The following is a 3308-nucleotide window of genomic DNA, read 5'->3' as shown; positions in this document are numbered from 1 at the left end:
CAGCGACTATCACACAGAGTGACACCCGAAGGTTAAACGACAAGCTCAGGTGACGATGCCCCACCCGGGCAAGAGCGATATGAGCTGACGATCAACCAGCTCGGGCAGGGTCCATCGGCTTTGGCCGCCCGTGCCCACGCTGCCCGTCTCCGGACGATGGTTGACGGTTCTGCCGGTCACCTGGCCTGGTGCTGGTGGCCGGATTGCCCCTTCGCCGTTGATGGGCACGGTGGGGACGGTCAGTGGAAGGTCGAGGGACGGTCGGTCGACGGTGCTCCACACAGCCCGGGGTGGGAGAACGACGGCGGTTTCGTCGGTCACCGTCGTGGGTGCTGGTGAGCGGATTCATCGCTTATCGCCTCGGGGCAGTGCGACCCGAGCGGGCTCTGCACCGCGCCCGCGGACTTATCCACAGGGTGGGTGCGTCGCCATGGGCAGCGGGCGGCGACGTTTTCCACATCAGCTACCGGATCAGCCACCTGACGGTCCCCATAGATGGGCAGGGTGTGCTCGGGCGCACGGTTGTCCACAGGCCCTGCCGTGAGCCGGGGACGGGCCCGTTTAGCCGGGGACGGGTTATCCGAACCGAGCCGCGCGCATCTCGCAGATGTCGGTGACCGGCGGCGGGTGCGGGGCGAAGCGCTGCGCGACCCAGGCGGTGAGGTCGGCCATCGATGCGCCGAGGACGGTGCCGTGGTCCGCGTCGGGGTAACGCCGGTAGTCCACGGTCGTGCCCTTCCGGCACAGCCCGGTGACCACGCTGTCGGTCACCGGGCGTCGGATCACCAGGTCGAGGTCGCCCTGGAGAACGAGGGTCGGAGCCATCTTCCGCAGGGCCACCTCTCGCTGCCGGGCGAATCCGGCTGCGAATGGCTGATGATCCAGTGGATTGACGGTAAAGGCGGTGTTGACGGACGTACCGATGCTTGCCCTGATGAGGTCGGTGGCGCAGCGGTCGCGGGCGATCGACAGCAGTCGCCGGCCGGTCGGGGTGAGTACCCGGTCCAGGTTGATCGTCCGGTCCTCGACGGACAGCCCGATCATCGCCAGCAGGACATAGGCGACCCCGTCGGCATTGTGCTGCAAGGTGGCGAGGGATGCCGGCAGGTCGGCCAGGGGAGCGGTTGCGACGACTCCCCGGATCCGTAGCTCGGGTGCGTAGGCGGCGGCAATCGCTCCGGCGGCCAACACCGCCTGGCCGCCCTGCGAATAGCCCCAGAGGACGACGTCGCGACCGGCACCGGTTGCCTTGAGGGCGGCGGCGGCGCGCGCCGCGTCAAGCACGGCCCTGCCCTCCGGCTCGGCAACATAGATCGCGTGTTCGCCGGGACTCCCCAGCCCCGGATAGTTTGTGAGGGCCACGACATAACCGGCCTGGACGAGCGGAAAAGTCGAGGCGGCGGCGATCAGCGCGGGTCGTGCCGCCGACGGTGCACAGGAATCCTTGAGGCCCGTGGTGCCATGCCCGAACGCGACGATTCTTCGGCCGCCCGGCGGAACCGGAACGTTCTCCTCCGGGGCCAGGATTATCCCGGACACCGGAATGTCGACGCCCGACGTCGCGTGGGATCGGTACATCACCCGCCACGCCCGGATGCCGGTCGGGGCCGGCGCGACCACCTGACTGGACAGAATTTCCCCGCGGGTTCCCGGTGGTAACGATGCACCTCGCTCATCGGGTCCGCCGGCACTGATTGCGGGGGATGATCCGTCGTTGCCATCCCGCTTTCCGCAGGCCGCGAGGGGCAGCAGCCCGAGCAGGAGCCCGAGCAGAAGCAGGACCATGAGCAGCGGGGTACGGACCGGGCGGGAAGGGCATCGGTGCGCCCCGACAGGGGTGGCCCCCGCAGCCGGTCGCGTCGGTCTCCCCGACCGCGCTGACCGCGCTGACCGCATCGGCCGGGAGCGCGGGGGCCGTGGCGTTAACGCATCCGGCCAGGCCGGCGGATCACTCGGATCACTCGGGACAACAGGCCGCTGATCCTGGCTTGGCCGCCGATAACGCACGAATTAAGCCTAATGAGGCACATCCGGCCATCGACGTCGGCGGTCCACCTGGGCCGGCCAGATCTTGACTGGCGGCGGATCGCTGCACTGGACAATTTGGGAACCCATGATCGGGCACCTATGGTGGGGAACCTATGAGGGACGTACCGGGCGCACCCGGGCATGCCGCAACCTGCCGGGACGCGCCCGGGACATGCCTAGGACGTGCCCGGGACGCCGGGGAGCCACTCTTGCGGGTGCCCGGTGGGAGACGGGAGAGCGCTCGATACCCTTACGGTGTCCTCGGGCGGGTGCGGTGGCGGTCCCTCGACGGTTGCCGCGGTCTCACGGACGTGTCCAACCCGTCGTCAAAGCCTGTCGGAGGCCCGCGATAGTGAATGCATTCGCGTCGAACACCCTCGCTCTCGGCCCTGGCGTCCTCAGCGCGGACAGCTTGGCCAAAGCGGGCCTGGCCGCCGTTCTGCTGATCGTCTTCGCGGAGTCCGGTCTACTGGTCGGGTTCTTCCTCCCGGGTGACTCCGTGCTGTTCACCGTGGGTATGCTGATCGCCCGCGACGAGCTTTCCACCCCGCTTCCGGTGGCGGCTGTCCTGATCGGGCTCGCCGCGGTGGCTGGCGACCAGGTCGGCTACCTAATTGGTCGAAGAGTTGGTCCGGCGTTGTTCCGACGCCCCGACTCGCGGCTGTTCAAACAGGAGTACGTCGAGCAGGCACACGAGTTCTTCGAGAAGTACGGGCCGCGGTCCATCATCCTGGCGCGGTTTGTTCCCGTGGTCCGCACCTTCACTCCGGTTATCGCCGGCGTGAGCCGGATGAACTACCGCCTCTTCATCACCTACAACATCGTGGGCGGGGTGGTCTGGGGTTGCGGCATCACGGTTCTGGGTTTCTACCTCGGCAAGATAGACTTTGTACGGAACAACATTGAGCCGATGTTGATTCTGATTGTCGTCGTCTCGGTGCTTCCCATTGCTTTCGAATTTCTCCGGGCCCGCCGTAGGAAGCGGGCCGGGAACGGTACCGTGCGGGAGGGCTCCGCTGGATTCGGCGGGAGTGCCCCGGTCACCGACGAGGCTGAGACCTTCGCGGTACGGCCACGCCGCAGCGGCGGGCGTCACTCGGTCGCCCATCAACGTCAGACCCCGGGACTGACCGAGGCTGATCGAGACGACCGAGGCTGATCGAGACGACCGAGGCTGATCGAGACGACCGAGGCCGATCGGGATACCCCGATGGTCATCGTGGCCGCGCGAACGGTCACCTGTGATGCGGGCCAAGTCGCGAGGACAGGTCCCGGCGGGC

General features: G+C 67.7%; 2 protein-coding genes. One reads left to right on the top strand and one right to left on the bottom strand.

The features are described 5' to 3' along the window. Positions 1-576 precede the first annotated feature (576 nt). Positions 577-1785 (bottom strand): lipase family protein, encoded by a 1209-nt coding sequence (locus AC08ON_RS07460; protein WP_476606977.1) that lies wholly within the window; start codon positions 1783-1785, stop codon positions 577-579. A 595-nt stretch (positions 1786-2380) separates the two neighbouring features. On the opposite strand from AC08ON_RS07460, the gene AC08ON_RS07455 reads away from it, so the two are divergent. After that, a complete protein-coding gene (locus AC08ON_RS07455; RefSeq protein ID WP_476606976.1) occupies positions 2381-3187 on the top strand; it encodes a DedA family protein in 807 nt (268 codons plus the stop codon). The last annotated feature ends 121 nt before the right edge of the window (positions 3188-3308 follow it).

The sequence above is a fragment of the Frankia sp. CoWAU3 genome (assembly GCF_977971855.1).
The sequence above is the reverse complement of the archived record's forward strand: the minus strand, read 5'-3'. Positions and strand labels throughout refer to the sequence as shown.